The organism is Pseudomonas sp. GW821-FHT01A09 (genome assembly GCF_058986725.1).
Window position 1 is genome coordinate 1 of the sequence record NZ_JBYSWB010000047.1, and the last position, 21,799, is coordinate 21,799.

Annotated in this window: 21 protein-coding genes, 1 tRNA gene and 1 pseudogene; 11 read left to right on the top strand and 12 right to left on the bottom strand. The window is 62.2% G+C overall.

What is annotated here, in order from left to right:
- Positions 1–219: 219 nt before the first annotated feature.
- Positions 220–442, bottom strand: a pseudogene (locus tag AC3WJP_RS27955) (PIN domain-containing protein).
- Entirely contained in the window at positions 442–672 is a 231-nt protein-coding gene (gene vapB / locus AC3WJP_RS27960; RefSeq protein ID WP_493722885.1) for a type II toxin-antitoxin system VapB family antitoxin, read from the bottom strand. The pseudogene AC3WJP_RS27955 and the gene vapB overlap by 1 nt, the downstream one beginning before the upstream one ends.
- Before the next feature lie 295 nt (positions 673–967).
- Between vapB and AC3WJP_RS27965 the strand changes: the two genes are divergently transcribed.
- The gene (locus AC3WJP_RS27965) at positions 968–1,393 is read left to right on the top strand and encodes an NUDIX hydrolase (protein ID WP_493722886.1); all 426 of its coding nucleotides are present in this window, start codon (positions 968–970) and stop codon (positions 1,391–1,393) included.
- Here AC3WJP_RS27965 and AC3WJP_RS27970 read toward each other — a convergent pair whose 3' ends face one another.
- Positions 1,394–2,398: a Fic family protein gene (locus AC3WJP_RS27970; RefSeq protein WP_493722887.1), complete on the bottom strand. Its 1,005-nt coding sequence runs from the start codon at positions 2,396–2,398 to the stop codon at positions 1,394–1,396. It lies immediately after the preceding gene.
- On the bottom strand, positions 2,326–2,700 hold the full coding sequence (locus AC3WJP_RS27975; RefSeq protein WP_493722907.1) for a DUF2845 domain-containing protein: 375 nt from the start codon (positions 2,698–2,700) through the stop codon (positions 2,326–2,328). Before AC3WJP_RS27975 ends, AC3WJP_RS27970 begins: the two co-directional genes overlap by 73 nt.
- Here AC3WJP_RS27975 and AC3WJP_RS27980 point away from each other — a divergent pair.
- A complete protein-coding gene (locus tag AC3WJP_RS27980) occupies positions 2,650–2,787 on the top strand; it encodes a hypothetical protein (protein ID WP_493722908.1) in 138 nt (45 codons plus the stop codon). The two genes, AC3WJP_RS27975 and AC3WJP_RS27980, sit on opposite strands and share 51 nt — an antisense overlap.
- Before the next feature lie 36 nt (positions 2,788–2,823).
- Here the strand turns inward: AC3WJP_RS27980 and AC3WJP_RS27985 are convergent, their stop codons facing one another.
- Positions 2,824–4,041, bottom strand: coding sequence for an MFS transporter (locus tag AC3WJP_RS27985; protein WP_493722888.1), 1,218 nt, complete (start codon positions 4,039–4,041; stop codon positions 2,824–2,826).
- A gap of 257 nt (positions 4,042–4,298) precedes the next feature.
- Positions 4,299–6,356 carry a methyl-accepting chemotaxis protein gene (locus AC3WJP_RS27990; protein WP_493722889.1) on the bottom strand — a complete coding sequence of 686 codons (2,058 nt, stop codon included), beginning with the start codon at positions 6,354–6,356 and terminating at the stop codon, positions 4,299–4,301.
- Between the two features lie 462 nt (positions 6,357–6,818).
- Between AC3WJP_RS27990 and AC3WJP_RS27995 the strand changes: the two genes are divergently transcribed.
- The 4 genes from AC3WJP_RS27995 to AC3WJP_RS28010 all read left to right on the top strand — a co-directional run bounded on the left by AC3WJP_RS27995 (position 6,819) and on the right by AC3WJP_RS28010 (position 10,720).
- Positions 6,819–8,114, top strand: a complete 1,296-nt coding sequence (locus tag AC3WJP_RS27995; RefSeq protein WP_493722890.1) for an NCS2 family permease — start codon at positions 6,819–6,821, stop codon at positions 8,112–8,114.
- A 112-nt stretch (positions 8,115–8,226) separates the two neighbouring features.
- Positions 8,227–8,303, top strand: a tRNA-Met gene (locus tag AC3WJP_RS28000).
- 133 nt (positions 8,304–8,436) lie between these two features.
- Positions 8,437–8,895, top strand: coding sequence for a hypothetical protein (locus tag AC3WJP_RS28005; RefSeq protein ID WP_493722891.1), 459 nt, complete (start codon positions 8,437–8,439; stop codon positions 8,893–8,895).
- Positions 8,896–9,010: 115 nt separating this feature from the next.
- A complete protein-coding gene (locus tag AC3WJP_RS28010) occupies positions 9,011–10,720 on the top strand; it encodes an acid phosphatase (RefSeq protein ID WP_493722892.1) in 1,710 nt (569 codons plus the stop codon).
- Positions 10,721–10,817: 97 nt separating this feature from the next.
- Here the strand turns inward: AC3WJP_RS28010 and AC3WJP_RS28015 are convergent, their stop codons facing one another.
- A complete protein-coding gene (locus AC3WJP_RS28015) occupies positions 10,818–11,519 on the bottom strand; it encodes a TerC family protein (protein WP_493722893.1) in 702 nt (233 codons plus the stop codon).
- Positions 11,520–11,683: 164 nt separating this feature from the next.
- Between AC3WJP_RS28015 and AC3WJP_RS28020 the strand changes: the two genes are divergently transcribed.
- Positions 11,684–12,622 carry a 2-hydroxyacid dehydrogenase gene (locus AC3WJP_RS28020; protein WP_493722894.1) on the top strand — a complete coding sequence of 313 codons (939 nt, stop codon included), beginning with the start codon at positions 11,684–11,686 and terminating at the stop codon, positions 12,620–12,622.
- 59 nt (positions 12,623–12,681) lie between these two features.
- On the opposite strand, the gene sodC is transcribed toward AC3WJP_RS28020, so the two are convergent.
- Positions 12,682–13,203 (bottom strand): superoxide dismutase [Cu-Zn] SodC, encoded by a 522-nt coding sequence (gene sodC / locus AC3WJP_RS28025; RefSeq protein ID WP_493722895.1) that lies wholly within the window; start codon positions 13,201–13,203, stop codon positions 12,682–12,684.
- Positions 13,204–13,342: 139 nt separating this feature from the next.
- Entirely contained in the window at positions 13,343–13,981 is a 639-nt protein-coding gene (gene can, locus AC3WJP_RS28030; protein ID WP_493722896.1) for a carbonate dehydratase, read from the bottom strand.
- Positions 13,982–14,122: 141 nt separating this feature from the next.
- Between can and AC3WJP_RS28035 the strand changes: the two genes are divergently transcribed.
- The gene (locus AC3WJP_RS28035; RefSeq protein ID WP_493722897.1) at positions 14,123–14,527 is read left to right on the top strand and encodes a serine kinase/phosphatase; all 405 of its coding nucleotides are present in this window, start codon (positions 14,123–14,125) and stop codon (positions 14,525–14,527) included.
- Positions 14,528–14,618: 91 nt separating this feature from the next.
- Here the strand turns inward: AC3WJP_RS28035 and rimI are convergent, their stop codons facing one another.
- The gene (rimI, locus tag AC3WJP_RS28040) at positions 14,619–15,071 is read right to left on the bottom strand and encodes a ribosomal protein S18-alanine N-acetyltransferase (RefSeq protein ID WP_493722898.1); all 453 of its coding nucleotides are present in this window, start codon (positions 15,069–15,071) and stop codon (positions 14,619–14,621) included.
- On the bottom strand, positions 15,064–15,855 hold the full coding sequence (locus tag AC3WJP_RS28045) for an energy transducer TonB (protein WP_493722899.1): 792 nt from the start codon (positions 15,853–15,855) through the stop codon (positions 15,064–15,066). The genes rimI and AC3WJP_RS28045 overlap by 8 nt, the downstream gene beginning before the upstream one ends.
- 177 nt (positions 15,856–16,032) lie before the next feature.
- Between AC3WJP_RS28045 and mksB the strand changes: the two genes are divergently transcribed.
- Genes mksB through mksF form a run of 3 tightly spaced genes read left to right on the top strand, consistent with a single transcriptional unit; the run spans position 16,033 to position 20,862 of the window.
- The gene (mksB, locus tag AC3WJP_RS28050; protein ID WP_493722900.1) at positions 16,033–17,337 is read left to right on the top strand and encodes an Mks condensin complex protein MksB; all 1,305 of its coding nucleotides are present in this window, start codon (positions 16,033–16,035) and stop codon (positions 17,335–17,337) included.
- Positions 17,327–18,040 carry an Mks condensin complex protein MksE gene (mksE, locus tag AC3WJP_RS28055; RefSeq protein ID WP_493722901.1) on the top strand — a complete coding sequence of 238 codons (714 nt, stop codon included), beginning with the start codon at positions 17,327–17,329 and terminating at the stop codon, positions 18,038–18,040. The genes mksB and mksE overlap by 11 nt, the downstream gene beginning before the upstream one ends.
- The gene (gene mksF / locus AC3WJP_RS28060) at positions 18,037–20,862 is read left to right on the top strand and encodes an Mks condensin complex protein MksF (RefSeq protein ID WP_493722902.1); all 2,826 of its coding nucleotides are present in this window, start codon (positions 18,037–18,039) and stop codon (positions 20,860–20,862) included. Before mksE ends, mksF begins: the two co-directional genes overlap by 4 nt.
- Before the next feature lie 69 nt (positions 20,863–20,931).
- On the opposite strand, the gene AC3WJP_RS28065 is transcribed toward mksF, so the two are convergent.
- Positions 20,932–21,495: a hypothetical protein gene (locus tag AC3WJP_RS28065; protein WP_493722903.1), complete on the bottom strand. Its 564-nt coding sequence runs from the start codon at positions 21,493–21,495 to the stop codon at positions 20,932–20,934.
- Positions 21,496–21,799 lie beyond the last annotated feature (304 nt).

The window sequence follows — 21,799 nt, forward strand, 5'->3', positions numbered from 1 at the left end:
GCCGCCCCCTTTCAGCAGGCCGCGTGGAGGTACGCTTGCGCGGGGATGGCCGGCATGGATGCCGGCCAAGCCCCGCTAGCGTGCCGGAACGCGGGCTTACTTTCTCAAGAGATGGCGCCCCAGCGAGGGGCCAATGGTGGGGGCGGCGACCCCAAGGCCGACTCGAAAGCAGAACCACCCCAATCTCAAGCCCACCCCCCAGCAGATCTATAAAATCACCTAGACGTCCGGAGCAACCCAATCATCCACCCTCACCCCCGGAACCCGATCAAACTCGCGACGATTGTTACTGACCAATATCAGCCCCTGAGATCAACTCCATCCAGGTCACGGAACTGATGCACATATGGCCGTGATGACGTTTGAAAGTGTCACGTACGTGTACGGGCCGATTCTGCAGGGCAAAAATACAGATATTAGTATCCAGCATGAACTTCAGCATCAAAAGCCGTCTCGCTCCTGATCCGCAGGCTGCTCGCGCTGAGTCATGAAGTCCGCAGTGACTCCTTCATTATCAAACCAGCTGTCCCAGGATTCGCCTACCGGCGTAAGAATTCTCGTGCGCCCAATCGCAATGACATCCACTCGCTTGACGTCATCCGGCAGTGCTACAGATTTGGGTAAACGAACCGCCTGACTACGATTGTTCTGAAAAACCGCACCTTGTTTCATAATCGACCTCCACGGGATATGCCATGCGTATATCCCACACTAATCCTGTAATGGGCTATGTCAACGGGATATCCCATTGCTTGGGTAATGCAGGTAGGCGCCAGTACTAGGTCGGCACCTGTGAAGACGTCAACAGCGGCTACCCGGGGGGAAACCCGCACCGTGCTGGGCTGCATGCGTTGCCACTGCTACTCGTGCGGCAAGGCCGGGCCTTGGGCGTCGACAGCCTCCCAGCCCGCATCGGGCGTGACAGTTTGCTACCCTGACCGCCAACTTTCAGGGAGACGCAGCCATCATGTCGACGCAACCGATGTTCTCCGGGGCCAAGATCGCCCTGCTCTGCGAGGGCCAGGTGCTGACCTATCTGCGTGACGACAAGCCGAGCATTCCCTGGCCGGGCATGTGGGACCTGCCGGGCGGTGGCCGCGAGGGCGATGAGACCCCGCTGCAGACCGCCACGCGGGAAACCATGGAGGAGTTCAGCCTGACGCTGGATCCGGCGTGGGTGGTGAGTTCGAAGGTCTATCCGGGTCAAGGCATAAACGGACTGGACACCTGGTTTCTGGTGGCGCAGGTGCCCGCCGGCACCTTCGAGCGCATCGTATTTGGCGATGAGGGGCAGCGCTGGGAGGTGGTGCCGGCGGAGGCGTTCCTGCAGATGGAAGGTGCCGTGGTGCATTTGCAGACGCGCTTGCGGGAGTTCCTGCAGGGCGCCGTTTGATCAGCTGCTCGCCTTTGCCCGCAGAACCCGCCAGTGGCCGCCTTTGGCCGCGCCGACTCGCTCCAAACGGCCTTCACCGCGCAGCCTGGCGAGCAGCTTTTCGACTGCGCGGGGGCTGATGCCCAGTGCGGCGGCCAATGATTTGGCCGACAGAGTGGGTTGATCCCGCAGCAGTGCGAGGATCTTCTCCGAACTTTTCTCCGAACCTATCTCCGTACTTTTCTCCGTACCTTTTTCCACTGTAGAACCTTGCGACTCGGTGATCGCATCCAAAATGGCCTGCAACATGAAATCGACGAACACCGTGGCATCACTCTGCTTGTCCGACTCGCTCAGCGCCTGATAGTAATCAGGTTGCCGATCATGAATCAGTGTTTCTACCGGCAGATGTGCCAGCAACGGTTGCCACTGACTGAGAATCAGGGTTTGCCATAAACGTCCCATGCGCCCATTGCCATCCTCGAAGGGATGGATGAACTCAAATTCGTAATGGAACACACAACTGGCAATCAACGGATGGATATCGGTGGCCGCCAACCAGCGGGTGAGATCATGGATAAGTCGAGGGACCTGATTGGCCGGCGGTGCCATATGTACCAGCACCTCCCCACGGTAGATCCCAACGCCGCCCTGACGATAACGGCCTGCCTGGTCGACCAGTGCCGACATCAACAGCTTGTGGGCCGCCAGCAAGTCCGCAGCGCTATGGGGTGACCACTGTTCCATCTGTTCGTAGGCGAGGATCGCATTACGTACTTCCTGGATCTCACGGGGCATACCGAGCACGCGCTTGCCTTCGAACACGGCCGTGACTTGATCCAGCGAAAGCGTATTGTTCTCGATCGCCAACGACGCATGGATGGTGCGAATGCGGTTTTCACGGCGCAACTGCGGGGAAAGCGCCCCACTGCTGACCACGGACAAGCGCCCGATCAATTCACTGATCGCAGCGACCTGACTGAGGATCCGAGGGGTGATCTGAAAAATTGGTTGATAAGCAGGCATGGCATTCCAACGGGCTGGGGCGATAGCGTGACGATCGTCAGTGTAAAGCAACATGCCCCACACGAGCGCTGCACCTCACTCCCACGGAAACAGACTCGTCCCGGTGCCTTGCGGCGCATCTCGATTTCCACCAGGCGTTCGTCGACGAAGCGTAGATACTGGTAAGCGCCGCCGTCCGGGCCGTAGACCCAGATGCTGATCTTCGCCGAGTTCCAGTAGCCGTTGTAGCCATAGGGCCTGGACGCTGGCCCTTGGCTGTCCTGGCGTGGCGGCTGGCCGCATTTGTCGAGCACTTCGGCCATCTGCGCACCCTCGCCGACCAGCGCCGTGCCGCAGCGCAGCGAGCCGGCATGGGCCTGGGCGCTGCACAAGAGCGAGGCAACGCCTAGTATTTTCAGGACGTTCCGGGCTTTTTTCACCAGACGTCAAACCCCTTTGGTCGAGGGCAACAGGATCGTCAGGATTCCGAACAGCGGCAGGAACGAGCACAGCTTGTACACGTACTCGATGCCGTGGATATCCGCAAAGTGTCCGAGCAGCGCCGCGCCGATGCCGCCGAACCCGAACATCAGGCCGAAGAACACACCCGCGATCATGCCGACATTGCCGGGCACCAGTTCCTGAGCGAACACCACGATGGCCGAGAACGCCGAGGCGAGGATGAAGCCGATGATCATGCTGAGCACGCCGGTCCAGAACAGGTCGACATAGGGCAGCGCCAGGGTGAACGGTGCGACGCCCAGGATCGAGAACCAGATCACTGCCTTGCGGCCGATCTTGTCGCCGATGGGGCCGCCGAAGAAGGTCCCGGCCGCCACCGCGCCGAGGAACAGGAACAAATGCAGCTGTGAGCTGGCGACGCTCAGGTCGAACTTCTCGATCAGGTAGAAGGTGAAGTAGCTGGTGAAGCTGGCCATGTAGAAGTACTTGGAGAACACCAGCAGCGCCAGCACCCCCAGGGCGAAGGTCACGCGGTTCTTCGACAGGCCATGGGTGGCCTTGCCGCCAGCCTTGAGCTTGAACAGGCTCAAGTGGTGGCGGTACCAGCGGCTCAGGCCGTAGAGCACGCCGATGGCGAATACCGCGAACAGCCCGAACCAGGCCACATGCCCCTGGCCATAGGGAATGACGATGGCGGCGGCCAGCAATGGGCCGAACGCAGTGCCGGCATTACCGCCGACCTGGAAGGTCGATTGCGCCAGGCCGAAGCGCCCGCCCGAGGCCAGGCGGGCGATGCGTGAGGTCTCCGGGTGAAAGGTCGAAGAGCCGATACCCACCAGCCCTGAAGCCAGCAGGATGGCCGGGAAGGTGCCGACGAACGCCAGCATGAGAATGCCGATCAGGGTGCAGACACTGCCCAGGGGCAACAGCCACGGTTTGGGATGACGGTCGGTGTAATAGCCGACCCACGGCTGCAGCAGCGAGGCGGTGAGCTGAAAGGTCAGGGTGATCAGCCCGACCTGGGTGAAGCTCAGGCCATAGTTGGCCTTGAGCATTGGGTAGATCGACGGCAACACCGCCTGGATCAAGTCGTTGATCAGGTGCGCGAGGGCGCAGGCGCCGATCACGCGCATCACCAGCGGGCTGGCTTGGCTGGCGACCGAGGGGGTGGCCGAGGCTGAAGGGGTGGTACTGCTGGACATGACGGTCATCCGGACACGAAAGGGCACGCACTGCGCGGGGTGCGACAATGTGCCATTTTGTGACATGGGATGCCAAGTTTCACGGGGGATCATGAAGTCGGCTTACGGGCCCCTTCGCGAGCAAGCTTTGCTCCCACCGGTGTATGACTTGAGCCCAGTCGACACTGTGGGAGCAAGGCCCCACCGGTGTATGACTAGACCCCAGTCGACCCTGTAGGAGCAAGGCTTGCCCGCGAAGAGGCCCGCCCAGCCAACCCTCAAACCAGATTGAAACGCGCCGTATTGCTGCTCAACGCACGGCTGCCGCTGCTCAACTGATCGGCGGCGCTGTTCACCGCGCGCGCGCCTTCTAGCAAGCGCCCGGCGGCCTGATCGACTTGCTGGATGTTGCTGCTGACTTCGTCCGCGACGCTGGCTTGCTCCTCCACTGCCGTGGCGATCTGCGCCAGGGTGTCGGTCACGCCCTGCACGGCGCTGGCGATCGCCCCCAGACTTTGGCCCAGACCGGTCACCGCGGCGGCATCGGACTGCGCCTGGCCGCAAGCACTCTCCATCAGGTCCACGGCCTGTTTGACAGTGGTGCGCAAGCTGTCCACGGTACCGGCGATCTGCGCAGTGGACGCCTGGGTGCGCTGCGACAGGCTGCGCACCTCGTCGGCGACCACGGCGAAACCACGGCCCTGCTCACCGGCACGGGCAGCCTCGATGGCAGCGTTGAGCGCCAGCAGGTTGGTCTGCTCGGCGATGCCACGAATGGTATCGACCACCGACTGGATCTGCTGGCCTTGCTCGCTGACCCGACCCAGGGCCGACGCGGTTTCGCCGAGGCGCAAATTCAACTGTTGAATGCTGGCAGTGGTGCGCTGGCTGTCCCGGCTGCTGTCCTCGGCAATCTGCCGGGTGTGCTGGGCGCTGCCCGAGGCCTGCTCGCAACTCCTGGCCACGCCCTGGGAGGTGGCCGCCAGTTGCGTGGCCGCGGTCGCGATCTGGCTGATCTGCAACTGCTGCGCTTCGACGTCCACCAGAGTGCCGCTGGAATGATCGCCCAAGGTCTGTACCGCCCCGCTGAGCTGGGAGGTCTCGTGATCGACCCCTTGCAGGCTGGTGCGCAGTTGCACCACGGCAACGTTGAGCGCGGTGCTGATCGCCGCCAGCTCATCGCGACCGCTCACGGCCACTTGCACGCACAGATTGCCGTCGCGCAACGATTCAGCCAGGGTGGTGATGCCCCGCGCGCTGAGGCGAATGGATGCCTGCAGGCAAGCGAACAGATACAGCGCGAGCAGCAGCATCACCGCGAAGGTGGCCGCCACGGGCAGGAATTGGTTGACCGTCTGGCCGCGGTGATAGCTTAGGCGGCTGTCCAGCGATACCAGTGATTGGCGGCGCAATGCCGACAGCTCGGCCAGCAGACCATCCATGCTTTGCTCGAACTCCCCGGCGCCCAGCTTCAGATCGCCCGAGAACAAGCCGTCGTCCAGATGCTTGAGTTCGGCGTCGAGGCGCTGCAGGGTCTTGTCGTACTGATTGGCCCAGGCGGCAAAGCCCGGCGGCAGACGGTTCTGCAACGAGGCACCAGCCTTGACCATCTCTTCGCGGGAATCGCCGATGCGGTTACGCAGGTCGCGCATCTGCAAGCGGCTCTGCAAGCTGAACTGCCCGGCTACCACCGACGCCTCGCCGACGCTCGCAATACGCCCTACCCGTTCGATCAGGTCCGGGACCTGCTGCGTCGACAGTTGCATCAGCAGGTAGGTCTCCATCCATGGATCGAGGATAAGGCCACTGTCCATGGCCAACTGATCGCGCACGCTCTGCAGGGCCGCCGAGGCGCTGGTGAAGCGTTCGTAGCCGTCTGGCCACCAACCGATGCTGCGCAGGCTGTCGAGGTCGATACCGGCAGTCGCGGCTTTGAGTTTGTCGAAGCGCTTGAGTGCATCACCACTTGCGCCGCTGCGCTTCAGGGCCTGCCCCAGCTCGGTCACCGCCGCTTGCAGGGCGGGGTTGGCGGCGCTGAGCGCGTTCATCGCCTGCTGCGCCTGGGCGGTCGGGTTGTGGAGAATGTCCACGGCCTTCCAGCGGGCCGCGCGGTTACGCTGGGCGATCAGTTGATCGTCCAGCGATTCCAGCGCCAGCAGTTGCTCCACCCCTGTGCGCTGACCGGCAATGACGCCAAGCCGCGAGCGAAAGTCCTGCCCCAGCAACCACAGACTGCCGGCCAACGGCAGCATGAACAGCAGAAACAGCAGCTGGAACTTGCGCGCGAACTGGAACCGCCCGAGCAGACGAATGCCGGGGGATAGAAGGGTTTGCATGTCCGAATTCTCCACTGGACCAAAAGCGATTGCACCCACTTAACTAGCACAGTGCCATCAAGGCAAAGCAAGATTCACTCCACCGGTGCTACCCATCTATCGGCACGTGCCGCCACAGATTGAGGGCACCGGTGCCAATCCGCGATTTTAGTCAATAGCGCACCAAAACCGGCGGCCCCCGCATGGAGGGTGCCTCTTTTCAGGGCGCGGCTTGGCTGAACGAATGGTGGATGGGCAGCGCAGACAATTTGAATGACAGATAGCGCTCTTGACCTGCAAGTCAGGTATTTAATGGTCTGTCCCGTTGTCGATCTGACCGCTCCATTGCACAGACGCATCTTTCATCCAACAATCACGGGCGCTGGCCCGCTTCCTGCTTTAGCACGGCGACCATTAAGTTAACCACCCGGTCAACTTTTATCAGCCTAACTTCGGTGCCTCAGCGCACCCCCGGGGAGCTCCATGCTGGATACGCTGTTCAAACTCAAGGCGCATGACACCACGGTGCGCACCGAAATCCTGGCGGGCGTGACCACGTTCCTGGCCATGGCCTACATCCTCTTCGTCAACCCGAGCATCCTCGGCGAGACCGGCATGGACAAAGGCGCCGTGTTCGTGGCCACCTGCCTGGCTGCGGCCATCGGCTCGGCAGTCATGGGGATCATCGCCAACTACCCGATCGCACTGGCACCGGGCATGGGCTTGAACGCCTTCTTCACCTATACCGTGGTTCTGCACATGGGCCATACCTGGCAGGTGGCGCTGGGGGCGGTGTTCATCTCGGCGGTGTGCTTCTTTGTGCTGTCGATCTTTCGCATCCGCGAGTGGATCGTCAACAGCATCCCACTGCCCCTGCGCTCGGGCATCGCGGCCGGTATCGGCCTGTTTCTGGCGCTGATCGGGTTGCATGAGGCCGGGATCGTCGTGGGCAACCCGGCGACCATGGTCGGCCTCGGCGATCTCAAGGCGCCAGGGCCGGTGCTGGCGATTCTGGGTTTCTTCCTGATCGTCGGCCTCGAGGCACTGAAGGTCCGAGGTGCCGTGTTGATCGGCATTCTGGCGGTGACCATCGTGTCCATCGTCGGCGGCTTCAGCCCCTTCGGCGGCATCGTCTCCATGCCACCATCGCTGCTGCCGACCTTCCTGCAGCTGGACATCAAGGGCGCACTGGACATCGGTCTGGTGAGCGTGATCTTCGCCTTTCTGTTCGTCGACCTGTTCGACAACTCCGGCACCCTGATCGGTGTGGCCAAGCGCGCCGGCCTGATGGGCAAGGACGGCCATATGCCGAAGATGGGCCGCGCCCTGATCGCCGACAGCACCGCAGCCATGGCCGGTTCGCTGCTGGGCACGTCGACGACCACCAGCTACATCGAGTCGGCAGCGGGCGTCAGCGCCGGGGGCCGTACTGGGCTGACCGCGGTGGTGGTTGCGGTGCTGTTCCTGCTGGCGTTGTTCTTCGCTCCGCTGGCCGGCAGCGTGCCGGCCTATGCCACTGCGCCAGCGCTGTTGTTCGTGGCGGTGCTGATGTGCTCGGGCCTGGCCGAGATCAACTGGGATGACATCACCGAAGCGGCACCGGTGGTCGTCACGGCGCTGGCCATGCCATTTACCTACTCGATCGCCAACGGCATCGCTTTCGGCTTTATCGCCTGGACCGCCATCAAGCTCATCTCCGGCCGCGGCCGCGAGCTCAACCCGGCATTGGTAATTCTGTCGATCCTGTTCGTGATCAAGCTGGGCTGGTTCAACGCCTGATGCGCAGAGCCATTGGCATAGCAATCAAGGGGTTAGGTTTAGGCGGGAGTGAAAATAATTTCGCAATGACGCTTGACACCTCCCCCGTCCAGGGGAATAATGCGCGCCACTTGGCTACATAGCTCAGTTGGTTAGAGCATAGCATTCATAATGCTGGGGTCCGGGGTTCAAGTCCCTGTGTAGCCACCAAGTACTAAAAAGGGCTTACCGCAAGGTAGGCCCTTTTTTTCGTCTGCGATATTTTTCGTCTGCGATTGGGTAGCGTCCTACAGCCCTGTTGGAATCGTCCTATCCCCACCCGTCTAGCGCCACGCTATCCTTCATGCTGACTGCCAGATTCGTGAAGAAAACCATGACAACTTTTGATTACCGCCAAGAACTGCAATTACGCGACGACGCCCTCAGACGTGAACTCGGTATGCGCGATGACGCGCTGAAGCGGGAACTGGACGTACGTGACGAAGCGCTGAAACGAGAGCTGGATATGCGCCACGAAACCTTCCTGGGCGAACAGGCCCTGAGGGACAAGGCATGGGATGAGCGTTTTAACGGCTTCTTGAGAGCTCAAGCCGAACGCGATAGAGCATTCGAAACGACCTCGGAGGCACGTTTTGCACGCATCGAAAACGATATCGCCAGCATTAAATCCGATGCCAAAGCCGTCTCAGAGGACATCCACGGCTTGAAGCTGACCCTGGCCAAATACTTCGGCGGCGCCATTGTCATAGGCGCGATCTCCTCGGCGGCATTGAGTGCCGCCCTGCGGGCCTTGTTAACTTGAACCCGGTCGGCAAGCCACGCAAAAATGCTCTTCACAGCGCTGTCGCCTGATTGTCACATTCCATTGTTAGCGTCCCGGCGAAACATTTTTGTTACCTCAGCCGGGACGCCCGCCAATGAGCAACGATCAAGACGACAACAAAGACCAGCCCAACGCCGCCGATACCTTACCCGACAGCAGCCGTCGGCGCTTTCTCGGCGGCGTTGCCGTGCTGGGTGCCGGTGCCGCCCTCAGTGCGACCGTCCAGGCGGCCGACAAGCCCCACGCGGATGGCCCGGGCCGCGCCCTGAGCGCCACCGAACTGGACAAGGCGCTGCAAGAGCACGTCAAGACCGTGGTGGTGATCTACGCCGAGAACCGCAGCTTCAACAATCTGTTCGCTGATTTCCCCGGCCTTGCACAACCGCTCGCCAAAGCCAGCCCTGAACAGCTGCAGCAGAAGGACCGCGACGGCAGCCTGCTGCCGCACCTCCCAGCGTCATGGGGCGGCGTGCTGCAACTGGGTCCGCAGACCATCGAAGGCGTGACCTACGCCGCGGGCACCCAGTATCAGGAAAACCTGCCCAACGCCCCCTACGCGCTCACGGGGCCGAACGGCGAGCCCCTGCCGATGGGCCTGGTGACCCGCGATCTGTGGCACGTGTTCTATCAAAATCAGATGCAGATAAATGGCGGCAAGAATGACATGTTCGCGGCCTGGGCCGACTCCGGCGGCCTGACCATGGGCTATTACTCCCAGAGCGCCTACTCCCTGTTCCTGTGGAACCTGGCGCAGGAGTTCGTGCTGTGCGACAACTTCTTCCAGGGCGCCTTCGGCGGCTCGTTCCTCAACCACCAGTACTTGGTCGCTGCGCGCCCGCCGTTCTATCCCGACGTGAAGGATTCCCCGGCCAAGAGCCAGATCGCTACCTTGATGAGCGACGATCCGACCGACCCACGCCTCAAGCCGACGGACAAGTCGCCAGCCAGCGCCTTGCAAGGCGCCCCGGTCTTCGGCCCGAGCGCGCTGACCCCGGATGGCTACGGCGTCAACACCATGAGCCCGCCCTACTGGCCGACCCAGGTCCGCGATGCGCAACACCCCGAACAGGCCAAGCCCGGCCAGGCAAACGTCATGGTGCCGCAGACCCACGAGCACATCGGCGACAAGCTGAACAAGAAGCACATCGACTGGGCCTGGTATGCCGGCGCCTGGCAGGTCACGCTGGACCAGTACAAGGATTCGGAAGGCATCCCCAAGATCCCCAACTTCCAGTACCACCACCAGCCATTCAACTACTTCGAGAAGCTCGGCCCGCAGCATGCCGAAGAACGCGCCAGGCGCTTGCGCGATGGCGGCCTGGGCGACGACAAGAGCACCAACCGCTTCCTCGCCGACGCTGCTGCCGGCAAGCTGCCCGCGGTGACCTTCTACAAGCCCCAGGGCAATCTCAACATGCATGCCGGCTATGCCGACATCACCTCTGGCGATCGCCACATCAACCATATCGTGCGCACGCTGCAGGCCAGCCCGCAGTGGCAGAACATGGTGGTGGTGATCACGGTGGACGAAAACGGCGGCTGGCATGACCACGTGGCGCCGCCCAAGGGCGACCGCTGGGGGCCGGGTACGCGGATTCCGGCGGTGGTGGTCTCACCCTTCGCGCGCAAGGGCACGGTGGATCACACGGTGTACGACACCGCATCGATCCTGCGCCTGATCACGCGGGTGTTCCGTCTGGAGAAACTCGACGGCCTCAAGGAACGTGACGACGCAATGATCGCCCGCGGCCAGAAGCCCATGGGCGACCTGACCAACGCATTGCACTTCCAGGGCCAGGCCTGACCTGTAGCGAGGGGGCTTGCCCCCGATAAAACCACGCCTCAAGCAGGGGGATCTGCACGGGTTTCGGGGGCAAGCCCCCTCGCTACAATCATGATGGTTACAGCGTATCCGGCTCGGCCTCTTGCTTGGCCGCGTTACGCTTGCTCAGCCAGGCGCCCACTGCCAACACCAGCGCCGCCCCCAGCACACTGGCGGCGTAATGGACCCACACCGCCGGCCACAGCAACCAGGGGGCGACCGCGCTGTCCGCCACCAGCATGCCGCCGGCAATCCAGCCGATCAGACCGCCACCGAACTGGATCACCGACGGGAAGCGCTCCATCAGCGTCAATACCAGGCGGCTGCCCAGCACGATCAGCGGAATACTGATCAGCACCCCGGCCGAGACCAGCCAAATATTGCCCTGCCCCGCACCCGCCACGGCCAGCACGTTGTCCAGCGACATCACCGCATCGGCGACGATGATGGTCTTGATCGCCGTGATGAGCCGCACGCCGCCGTCGATTTGCGGATCGTCATCATGGGACGACAACAACTTGATCCCGACCCACAGCAGCATCAGCGCGCCTATGACTTTCAGGTACGGCAGCGCCAGCAACTCCATGGCGAAAAACAGCAGCACCACGCGTAACAGAATGGCACCGGCCATGCCGCCCCAGATCGCCTTGCGACGTTGATGCACGGGCAGCTTGCGACAGGCCATGGCAATCACCACGGCGTTGTCGCCACCCAGCAGAATGTCGATCGCGAGGATCTGTAGCAGGGCTGTCCAGATGCCCGGGTCGGTAAGCCATGTCATGTAAGTGCCTTTTTGCTGACGGTCGAAGGAGCGCTGCACGCTGCAGATTGAATAGGACCGACAAGAGTACCGGATTACGCCGCGCGATATCGCCTCGGTGCCGGCGATCCTGCTCGATGGCTAACTTGCTATGATCAGCCTTTTTCATACAAGCGAGCTGTGACATGAGTGCAACGGTTCTAGTGCTGGTCGAGACCATCGGTGACTACCTGCCTTTGCTGGAGGCCGCGGGGTTACGCCTGATCGTCGCGCCAACCCCGCAAACGCGGGCCGACGCCGTGCGTGACCACGCCGACGAAATCACCGCCGTGCTGACCCGCGGCCCCTTGGGGTTGCGCGCCGATGAGATCGACGCCCTGCACAAACTGCAGATCATCACGGTGATCGGCGCGGGTTACGAGCAGGTCGACCTGGCCGCCGCACAGCGTCGTGGCATCGTCGTGACCAACGGCGCCGGTGTGAATGCCTCTTCGGTGGCCGACCATGCCCTGGCGCTGCTGCTGGCCAGCGTGCGCAACGTGCCGCAACTCGACGCCCTGGTACGTCGCGATGGCTGGACCCGCGACATGCGCCCCTCCCTCGCCGGCAAACGCCTGGGGGTGCTGGGGCTGGGCGCGGTGGGCTTGGCCATCGCCAAACGCTGCGCCTTGGGCTTCGACATGCACGTCAGCTACCACAACCGCCGGCCGCGCCCCGAGGTGAACTATGACTACTGCGCCACGGTGCTGGAATTGGCGGCGGCCAGTGACTTTCTCATCGTCGCCACGCCTGGCGGCAGCGGCACCGAGCATCTGGTCGGCAGCGCCGAGTTGCAGGCTCTGGGCAGCCACGGTTTTATCGTCAACATCGCGCGCGCCAGCGTGATCGATACCACAGCGTTGCTGCAGGCCTTGCAGAGCGGGCAAATTGCGGGAGCGGGGCTGGATGTATTCGATGATGAGCCCGGCGCGCCGGATGCCTTCAAAGTGCTCGACAACGTGGTACTGACGCCCCACGTGGCCGGACTTTCACCGGATGCGGTGGAGGCGACAGTGATCATGGTGGTGGAAAATCTGCGCGCGCACTTTGCCGGGCTGCCGGTGTTGACGCCCATCAATGCGTGAGGCGCGATGACGTGGCGCGGGTTGGCCCGCGCCTTGGTTCACACCTTCAGCTTGCTGCCTCAGATCACGCCGCAAGCCATGCGCGCGCCGCCACCGCCCAAAGGCGCGGGCATATCGGAGTGGTTGTCGCCACCGGCGTGCACCATCAGGGCATGGCCGGTCACTTCAGAGAGCTTCTTCAGGCGCGGCGCCAATACCGGGTAGTTGGCGGTGCCGTCGGCATTGACGTATATCGCCGGCAGATCGCCCAGGTGACCTGCACCGTAAGGGCCCAGGTGCTTGCCGGTCTTGTCAGGGTCGAAGTGTCCGCCCGCCGCGCCTGCCGGCACGACCTTGCCATCCGTCGTCGCGGACGCGCAGCTGCCGTTCTGGTGCACATGAAAGCCATGAATGCCAGGTGGCAGGGACTTGAGCTGCGGGGTGAACAGCAGGCCGTACTGGGTTTCTTCGATCTTCACCAAGCCAATCGGTTGCGGTGCGCCTTCGGCGCTGACCAGGTTGATCTCGACTTCCTTGCTTGCCGCGTTGGCGGTGCCAATCGACAGCGCTGCCATGAGCGCTAACCAGCCATAGGGTTTCATCATGCCTCCATGTACGTATTGAGCAAAAAGAAAGGGTAGCTCATGCACGTGCATGGCTACCCTGTCTATCAACGCATGAAGGCCTTCGCAGTTGAATGAAATTCTCGTTCAGACTGTTACAAGACTTTTTAACCCGCCATCAGTCGAGCGCCCGCAGACGATACTGCGGCGGCAACTGCTCGAAGCCGCTGATGGTCGCGTTCAGGCTCTTCCAGCGGCCATCCTTGATGCCGTAGATGCAGCCATGGATCGACAGGCTCTGGCCACGGTGCCAGGCATTCTGGACGATACTGGTGTGACCGACGTTGGCCACCTGCTGGATGACGTTCAACTCGCACAGGCGGTCGACTCGCTCTTCTTCGGTCGGCAGTTCGGCCAGCACGTTGCGGTTTTCGTAATACAGATCACGGATCGACCGCAGCCAGCCGTCGATCAGACCCAGCTGGCGATCCTGCATGGACGCGCGCACACCGCCGCAGCCGTAGTGGCCGGTGACCAGGATGTGTTTGACCTTGAGCACGTCGACGGCGTACTGGATGACTGACAGGCAATTGAGGTCGGTGTGCAGCACGACGTTGGCGACGTTGCGGTGCACGAACAGATCGCCCGGCAGCATGCCGACGATTTCGTTGGCCGGCACCCGCGCATCGGAGCAGCCGATCCAGAGGTATTCCGGGGTCTGCTGACGTGCCAGTTTGGCGAAGAATTCAGGATCTTCCTGTTTGATCGCCTCGGCCCAGCGCGCGTTGTTATCAATCAGTTCTTGTAGATCGTTCATGTTCAAGCCTCAAGTACGGTGCACAGCCTTTGACTCGGCCCGGTGCCCCGAGGTCACGCCAATTGTTGTCGGTGAATGATTTTGAATCCTCGCCGCGCCCTTGGGTCAACCTTATTAAGGCCCCGAACTGGAGAAAATACCATGACCGAATCACAACGCCCTTTCGGCGCTACTCAGCCCGAACCTATTGATGACAACGAAGACCGCATGGGCTCCATGGAGGAGCTGGATTTCGACGTCGACGAGCCCACCGCAAAGATCGGCGATCTTACCCCTGAGGATGAATTGCGTCAGGAGCTGCCGCTGTCACGGGAGCGCGATGCCGGCTTGACCGGGGCGTCGACGGACGACCATGAACCGACCGACGATGACATGAGCCCGGAAACGCTGATCCACGAGGATGGCGCCCGCTCGCCCAGCGAAGTCGGCCTGGGCGGCCCGGATGACGAGGACTTGAGCATCGTCGATGAAGATGACATCGGCGGCGGCAACGGCCTGGATGAAGCGGAGCTGGCGGAGCGCGATCCGGTGGATGGCAATCGCTGAATATCGAGGTCTGTGTAGCGAGGGGGCTCGCCCCCGAAAGCGGTGTCGCCGACGCAGGCGGATCGGGGGCGAGCCCCCTCGCTACAGGGCACTATTCAAATAGCGTGCAAGCCATCACCAGCGCATCTTCGCGCCCGCCCACTGCTGGGTAGTAATCGCGCCGACGGCCGATCTCATTGAAACCGAACCGCTCGTACAGGCGATAGGCCGACTGATTACTGGAGCGCACTTCCAAAAAGCACTCGCGGCCGTTGATCTGATAAGCCCGGCTCATCAGGTGCTCCAACAGCCGCAGACCCAGGCCGCGGCCTTGGCTTTCGGGCTTGACGGTGATGTTGAGCAGGTGGGCCTCATCGATGATGACGTTGATGACGCCATGCCCCACTTGCTGTGCGCCTTCGAACATCAACCAGATCTCGTAGGACTTGAGGCCGTCGGTAAAGATGCCTCGGGTCCAGGGGTGGCTGTAGGCAGCGAATTCTATCTTCAGTACGGCATCCATATCCGCCTCGGTCATCCGGCGGAAACTCACGGCATCACTCATCACGATTCTTCCAACGCACCATCAGCCGGCGCATGGCTTGCCAGACGCCGGCCTTGCGTGCTGGCTCTTCCATCAACAATTCCAGACCCGGCAAGGCCCAGGCGACACCAAGGCCTTCGACCTGCAGCTCGCGATCATAACTTTCGGCATTGGCCTCGCCGGCAAAGCGCACCGCTGGCAGACCGATCAGCCACAGGCACACGCTGGGTTGCTGCTCCATCTGCACGGCGACGACACCCTGGACGAAATCCCGAGCGGCATCCGGGCCCTGATCGAGGTTGCCGCGCGCCAGCAATGGCCAACGCACCGGCTCGCCGAGAATCTGCGGGCTGTCCGACAGTCCGGCTGCGCGCAGCATGTCCTTGAGCAGCAGGTAGGCGGGATCGCGGCTCTGCAAGGGCTCGCCAGTGGGCAGCTCGACCAGCAGCAGGCAAGGGCCGGAACGCAGCAATTGCAGGGCAAAGCGTGGCGGTGGCACGGCCACCGGCTTGGCGACGACAGCCGCCGCAACGGGTTCGTCCGCCGGTTTGCTGCCCGCACGCGAAGTCGACGAGGGCCGTGGCACCTCGATCTTCGGCCGCTCGGCAGGACGCGGCGGCTCGGCAATCGGTGCGGCTGCGGGCCTGGCAACCAAGGCCGCGGGAGTGGGCGCCTCGATCAGCACGGCCGGTACTTCGAACAGCTCCAGCCGCGAGGGCGCGGCGAAGGGCAATTCGGTACGCGGCAGCCAGTGCACCACTTGCATGGCGTCCAGATAACTGCGACGACGGGACTCGTTTAGCAAGGGCCGACCATCAGTGAAGGGTTAAAGGCGGCAATTCTACCGCTGTTCGCCGGTCGCTGCCGCAGTCGAACGCGAAAAACTCGACATATGCCCCAGTTGCTCGATCAGGGGCTCAATCGCGGGGCGCTCGATGCAGTACAATCCCCCCTTTTTATCTGGCAACGAGTCAGCCATCCCATGATCGAACCCAAGCGCGTCCTTCGCGCCCTCGCCGAACACTGGGCCTTGCTTGAGCCGCTGTGCGAACACTTCGACCAGGGCACCTTGAGCCTGAGCGAACTACGCCAACAGCTGGGCGCCCAGCAAGTCGACAGCACCGCGCAGGACATCACCGCCCTGCTGGACGTGTGGATCCGCCTGGACATTCTGGTGCCGGTGGCCAAGAGCCCCAACCGCTTTGAACTGAATGCCCAGATCCATGATTTTCTCGCCTACCTACGCCGTGAACACCGGCTGGGGCTGTGCCTCGAAATCGAAGCCTACCTGCGCCACCTCGAACGTCTGGCCGAGCACATCCAGCAGGCCTTCGACATCCGCGACGGCAACGACCTGGCGCGCCAGCTGCGGCTGCTCGACATGCGCGTGCGCGATGTGCTGAAAAAGCTCGCCAACGACGAACAGGCACTGGTCGCCGTGGCCGAGCGCGCCAAGACCAGCGACCGGCAGATTCCGCTGCGCCAGCGCTATGCCGAAGTGCTGGCGACCTGGGACGAATACGTCGAGCCGATGATCAACCTGGTCAACGCCGACGGCGCCTTCGAGCAAGGCGTGCGCAAGGTCGAAAACGTCTTGCTGCGCCTGCTCGGCGAACAGCAGCGCCTCGGCCATCTGGTCGACGACGACATGCTGCTGCGCACCCACGCGCGCATCCTCGAGATGCAGACCTGCGCTCAACTGACCCTGCGCCACGCCCGTGAGCTGCTGCTGCCACTGCGCGAAGAAGCCCGCCGCCACAACGCCGTGACCCGCGGCGCCGCCCTGGCCCTGGCGGCCATTCGCCGCAAAGGCATCGACGCCGTGCCCCAGGCCGCCCTGCCGATGTTCTCCCGCCCGCAGAGCACCTTTCTGGGCAGCGCCAGCCAGGTCGAGGCCTACGTGTACGCGCTGGCCCGCTTCGAGCCGAAACCGGCGCAGTTCCCTCGTGCGCACAAGTCGGTCAAAAGTGGCGAGCCACCGCGAGCGCCGCGCACCGTCAAGGAGATGCTCGATCGCTGCGAAGACGCCCTGCCGTTGCCGGACCTGATGGTCTGGCTGCTGGAGCAGGAGCCCACCGGCGCCACCGACGAATTGCTCTACTGGTTCTCGCGCCTGTCGCGGGACAAGCGTTTTTCCCGTCAGCGCCTGGAGCGCCGCGACTACTCGACCCGCGAGCACCGGGTCAGCCTGCAATCCTTCGCTTTGCTGAACAGTGCCGAAGCTGCGCCTGGCACCGTATCCGAACCCTCAGAGCAACCCTCTGCGAGTACCCAACATGCATCTTGATCTGTCTGAACTGTCCCAGCTGGCGCCGATCTTCCGCGAGCTGTTCAAGGGTTTCCACATCAGCCGCCGTGACCCGGAGCTGTACACCCAACTGTCCAATTGCCAGGACGCCTATCGTTCCCTGTTCAAGGCGCTGGGCTTCGAATTGGTATGCGACACCCGTGGTTTCTATTACTTCGTCCCCGATCAGGCTGCAGCGCAGGTCAACAAGACCGCCCAGCGCCTGTCGTTGTTCACCTTCATCCTGGTCGAGCACCTGGCCGACCAGGGTCGCGATCCGATCGCCGTGCTCGACGGCGGCAGCCTCGGCCGTGACGAATTGCCGTCCCTGCTGGAAAAGTACCGCGACCTGTTCATCCAGGCTGAAGTGCAGACCCAGGACGAGCTGGAAGAAAAGATCATGCGCCGCATGACCCAGCTCGGCTTTGCCAGTGAAGACAACGGCATCTATCGCTTCCTGCCGCCGATGCATCGCTTCCTCGACGTATGCCTGTCGGTGCAACAGGATCGTGATCTGGCGGCCAGCCTGCACAGCCATCTGCCGTTGCCGACGCCGGTGCTGATCGACGAAGACAGCGACGAAAAACTGCTGCAGACCGACGACCCGCTGGACCTCGCTCCGTTCGCCGAAGGTGAAGAAGAATCCGAGGAAGAGGCACTCGCCCGTGCCATTGCCCAAGAGCAACAGGAGATGGACGCATGAGCCAGGAACGCTATGGCATTCGCCGCTTCGCACTGCTCAACACGGCCGGCTACAGTCTCGGCCTGTTCCCGCTGGAACACCCGTTGTCGGTCTATGGCGCCAACAATCTGGGCAAGAGCGCCTCGATCAACGCGCTGCAATTCCCGATCCTGGCGCGCATGTCGGACATGAGCTTCGGCAAATACAGCCTCGAGCAATCGCGGCGCTTCTATTTCGCCACCGACACCAGCTACATCCTCTGCGAAGTCTCGCTGCCCCATGGCCCGCACGTCATCGGCGTAGTCGGGCGTGGCCCGGGCGGTGGCTTCGGGCACCAGTTCTTCGCCTACGCCGGCGAGCTCGACCTGGCGCACTACCAGAAGAACGACACCTGCCTGCGGCAGAAAGAGCTGTTCACCAACCTCGAGCAGCAGGGCCTCAAGGCCTACGAGCTCAAGCCCGATGAGCTGCGCCGGCTGCTGGTCGGCGGGCATACTTCGATCCCGCTGGACCTGACGCTGATCCCGCTGCGTTCCACCAGCGAGCAGAGCCTGAAGACGTTCCGCGCGCTGTTCATCAACCTGCTGCACATGCGTGAGATTACCGCCGCCAAGCTCAAGCAGCTGTTCCTCGATGCCTTCGAGCACAGCCTACGCTCGGGCAGCGTCGACTATATCGCCGCGTGTGAAGAAGCCTTCCGCGATGTAAGGCGCATGGAGCAGGACTACAACTCGCTGGTCGCGGCCGGCCCCTTGGTCGAGGCGCTGGCCAACGGCGTGACTCAACGCGACATCCTGCGCGGCAAGCTGCATCGCCTGTCGCCGCTGCTGGATAACCTGCTTGGCACCTGGCAGGACTATGCCGGTGTGCGCAAGGAAGAGTTGGTGATCCAGGCCGAACATTACCGCAGCGAGCAGGATTCGCTGCAGAACGACCAGCGCAGCGGCACCCAGGAGCTGATGCGCCTGGAGCGGGAGATCACCGGTGTGCAGCGTTGGCTGGGCGAGCTGTCGGTTCTCAAGCATCGCTTCGCGCTGGTCACTGACGTGAAGGTGCTGGAGCAACAATTGCTCGCTGCCAAGGACGCCCACGACGAACTCGCCGGTGCCCTGGCGCAGTCTCGCCAGTTCAGCGCCGAAGACCTCGAGGAGCGCCTGCGCGATCTGGAAAAACGCCTGAAGTCGGTGAAGCAACAGCTCGATCATGCCGACAACAACAGCTATGCGCGCCTGCGCGAGGAGTTCTCGCAGCCGGATGTCGAGCGCCTCATGCGCCTGTTCAACAGCGCCCTGTTTAGCCTGCCGCTGGGCGAGCAAGGCATCGCGCTGGATGACAACGATGCCTGGGTCAGATCCCTGGAGGCTATCCTCGATGGCTTCAGGGGTGAGCGCTTCGAGGTGCCGGGGATTTCCATCGACCTGTCGCACATCGAGCCCCCCGCCCTGCAGGCACTGGCTGACCGCGCGGCACTGCGCGATCAGAAGGAGCGCCTGGACAAGGAGCTCAAGCAGCTCAAAACCCAACAGGCCGTAGCCGCCGACCGCGCTGCGAGCAAGACCCAGACCGAAGCCCTGTACCAACAGGTACTGGATGCGCAAAAGGCGCTGGAAGACTACCGGCGCTCGCAGACCTTGAGCGCCGAGGAAGACGACAAGCTCGAACAACTGGCGCAGATGGAAGCGGCCCAGGACGAGCTCAAGCGCTCCAGCGACGCTTTCACCGAGCGCGTCCAGCAACTGTCGGCGAAACTGCAGCTGATCGGTCGGCAGATCGCCGACATGGAAGCCAAGCAGCGCACCCTCGACGATGCCTTGCGCCGTCGTCAGCTGTTGCCCGCGGATCTGCCGTTCGGTACGCCGTTCATGGACCCGGTCGACGATTCCATGGACAACCTGCTGCCACTGCTTAACGACTATCAGGACAGCTGGCAGGGCTTGCTGCGGGTCGATGGCCAGATCGAAGCGCTGTACGCTCAGGTGCGCCTCAAGGGCGTGGCCAAGTTCGACAGCGAGGACGACATGGAGCGTCGCCTGCAGCTGCTGATCAACGCTTACGGTCATCGCAGCGAAGAAGCCCTGACGCTGGGCAAGGCGCGGCGCGCAGCGGTGACCGATATCGCTCGAACCTTGCGCAATATCCGCAGTGACTACGACAGCCTCGAGCATCAACTAGCGCTGTTCAACCGCGAGATCAACAAGCGTCAGGTGTCCAATCTGCAGAGCTTCCGCATCGTGCTGGCGCCGAACAAGGAAGCGCTCAAGCACATCGACCAGATCATCCACAGCGCCGGCCAATACGAGGAAGGCGAAACCCTGTCGGTGTTCGACCTGAGCCAGAGTGCCGAGCAGGACAACAAGAACGAAGAGGCCAAGGAATACCTGGCGCGCCTGGTGGCGGCGAACCACAACCAGCTGGGTCTGAAGGATCTGTTCGAGCTGGCGTTCGAGATCACCAAGGTCAACGGGCAGCCGGTGATTCACACCGATATCGACGGTGCGGCCTCCAACGGCACGACCATGACCATCAAGGCGCTGACCAACATGTATCTGCTGCTGCACCTGATGGACCGCGAACAGGCCGGCAAGATTCGCCTGCCGTATTACCTGGACGAAGCCGCGGATATCGATGAGCGCAATCAGGCGGCGTTACTGGAGACCAGTCTGCAGCTGGGCTTCGTGCCTATTCTGGCATCGGTCAAGCCGCAGGTATCTGCGCGGGTGGCGATCGACCTGGAAGGTGGCAGTGGGCCGAACGGGATCTATATCGATGAGGCGGACTGGAAGTACATCCGCCGTCATGACGAAGTAAGCAAGCCACCGGTACGAGATGAAGAGCCTGCCTGACTTCGGATAGCCATCAGTGAATAAAGCCACCTGCAATGGGTGGCTTTACTCTATTGACGCAGCGTGGGATCAGTAGCGAGGGTGGTCCAGCTGAATGTTGTCGAGCTCGAAGGTACCCTTGCGTCCCCCCTGCCCCAGATAATAGAACTCTGGGTCCGTGTCGTTACCCGTGACGAGGCCTTTGCCACTAGCGGGCCCCTCACCTCCCCACATTGCCATTCGCTGGAAAGTATCGACATCCGTGAGATCCATCGGGTCCAGCCCCGGGAAACGCCAGTAAGGCGGGTTATCCAGGAGCAGGGGCGGTTTGTAGAGCCCTAGAAAGCCATTGACGCTGATTTCCAGACGATATCCCTCAAAATGCTGGGGACCTGACGGATCAGGTATGGCTCTGAGCTGATAAATATAATTGCCAGCCAGACTGAATACACTGAAATGAAAATCGATATTCACCAGATAGCGGTCATCGTTCGTGTAGTTATCTGGGCCTGCGTGCAGCCAGCCATCCAGATCAGCGATGGCACGGTTCTTCGCATAGCTGGCTTTGATTTTAGACACATGCCCGTCGGCAAACTTGCGCCAATACAACGATGCGCGAAAACCTGCATTCGGGTAGTACGTGTAGGCGACCATAATGGATGCTCCTTGCATTCCAACGCTAATGTTCGGGGTTGAGCCATGGGCTCATTACCAAGGCTGACGGTTGCCGTCCTCGGCTACCTTGCCTGTCCTGCTTGAACTAGAGAGCCTAATATCGATGAACGCGCAAGCGCAGCGGGAAACGCTTCACGGCGTGGCGCGTGAGCCGTCGGAAGGAAGCTGATTTGGCGAAGATATCGCGAAGATTTGGCGGGGTATAGAAAGACAAAACCCCCACCTGCCTGCGCAGATGGGGGTTTCGGAATTCAATCTTGACGATGACCTACTCTCACATGGG

Excerpts from the sequence above, each read along its gene's own strand:
- AC3WJP_RS28020 (WP_493722894.1), top strand. The coding sequence starts at position 11,684 with ATGAGTGCAACGGTTCTAGTGCTGGTCGAGACCATCGGTGACTACCTG.
- mksE (WP_493722901.1), top strand. The coding sequence starts at position 17,327 with ATGCATCTTGATCTGTCTGAACTGTCCCAGCTGGCGCCGATCTTCCGC.
- AC3WJP_RS28065 (WP_493722903.1), bottom strand. The coding sequence starts at position 21,495 with ATGGTCGCCTACACGTACTACCCGAATGCAGGTTTTCGCGCATCGTTG.
- AC3WJP_RS27995 (WP_493722890.1), top strand. The coding sequence starts at position 6,819 with ATGCTGGATACGCTGTTCAAACTCAAGGCGCATGACACCACGGTGCGC.
- AC3WJP_RS27990 (WP_493722889.1), bottom strand. The coding sequence starts at position 6,356 with ATGCAAACCCTTCTATCCCCCGGCATTCGTCTGCTCGGGCGGTTCCAG.
- mksF (WP_493722902.1), top strand. The coding sequence starts at position 18,037 with ATGAGCCAGGAACGCTATGGCATTCGCCGCTTCGCACTGCTCAACACG.
- AC3WJP_RS28015 (WP_493722893.1), bottom strand. The coding sequence starts at position 11,519 with ATGACATGGCTTACCGACCCGGGCATCTGGACAGCCCTGCTACAGATC.
- AC3WJP_RS28005 (WP_493722891.1), top strand. The coding sequence starts at position 8,437 with ATGCTGACTGCCAGATTCGTGAAGAAAACCATGACAACTTTTGATTAC.
- rimI (WP_493722898.1), bottom strand. The coding sequence starts at position 15,071 with ATGAGTGATGCCGTGAGTTTCCGCCGGATGACCGAGGCGGATATGGAT.
- mksB (WP_493722900.1), top strand. The coding sequence starts at position 16,033 with ATGATCGAACCCAAGCGCGTCCTTCGCGCCCTCGCCGAACACTGGGCC.
- AC3WJP_RS27970 (WP_493722887.1), bottom strand. The coding sequence starts at position 2,398 with ATGCCTGCTTATCAACCAATTTTTCAGATCACCCCTCGGATCCTCAGT.
- AC3WJP_RS27985 (WP_493722888.1), bottom strand. The coding sequence starts at position 4,041 with ATGTCCAGCAGTACCACCCCTTCAGCCTCGGCCACCCCCTCGGTCGCC.
- AC3WJP_RS27965 (WP_493722886.1), top strand. The coding sequence starts at position 968 with ATGTCGACGCAACCGATGTTCTCCGGGGCCAAGATCGCCCTGCTCTGC.
- AC3WJP_RS28010 (WP_493722892.1), top strand. The coding sequence starts at position 9,011 with ATGAGCAACGATCAAGACGACAACAAAGACCAGCCCAACGCCGCCGAT.
- sodC (WP_493722895.1), bottom strand. The coding sequence starts at position 13,203 with ATGAAACCCTATGGCTGGTTAGCGCTCATGGCAGCGCTGTCGATTGGC.
- AC3WJP_RS28035 (WP_493722897.1), top strand. The coding sequence starts at position 14,123 with ATGACCGAATCACAACGCCCTTTCGGCGCTACTCAGCCCGAACCTATT.
- vapB (WP_493722885.1), bottom strand. The coding sequence starts at position 672 with ATGAAACAAGGTGCGGTTTTTCAGAACAATCGTAGTCAGGCGGTTCGT.
- AC3WJP_RS27975 (WP_493722907.1), bottom strand. The coding sequence starts at position 2,700 with ATGGCCGAAGTGCTCGACAAATGCGGCCAGCCGCCACGCCAGGACAGC.
- can (WP_493722896.1), bottom strand. The coding sequence starts at position 13,981 with ATGAACGATCTACAAGAACTGATTGATAACAACGCGCGCTGGGCCGAG.